The sequence below is a fragment of the Paraburkholderia sp. SIMBA_054 genome (genome assembly GCF_046534875.1).
In the GTDB taxonomy this organism is placed as follows: Bacteria; Pseudomonadota; Gammaproteobacteria; order Burkholderiales; family Burkholderiaceae; genus Paraburkholderia; species Paraburkholderia hospita.
In genome coordinates this window covers 1-265 of record NZ_JAWRXV010000934.1, presented here as the reverse complement: position 1 = coordinate 265, position 265 = coordinate 1, and the positions used below count along the sequence as shown (strand labels likewise).

1 protein-coding gene is annotated in these 265 nt (G+C 53.6%); it reads right to left on the bottom strand.

The window, feature by feature from the left end:
* Window positions 1–213, bottom strand: a 213-nt coding sequence (locus SB822_RS57875; protein ID WP_410859208.1) for a CBS domain-containing protein, incomplete at its 3' end; no start/stop codon positions are given.
* Window positions 214–265: the final 52 nt, after the last annotated feature.

Genomic DNA, 265 nt, shown 5'->3' with positions numbered 1-265 from the left:
CAGCTCGTGAATCTTCTGCTTCGGATCAGAAGCGAAGCGAACGTCGCGATTGGTCAGGATACCGACAAGCCGCCCCGGGCCTTTGGTTGTATTCTCAACGACTGGAATTCCGGAAATTCCGTGAGCCTTCATCAGTGCCTGTGCATCAGCCAAAGTGGCATCTGGGCCAATCGTCACTGGATTTACAACCATGCCTGATTCGAACTTCTTCACCTGACGGACTTCTTCTGCCTGTCGCTCAGGCGTCAGATTGCGGTGAATGACG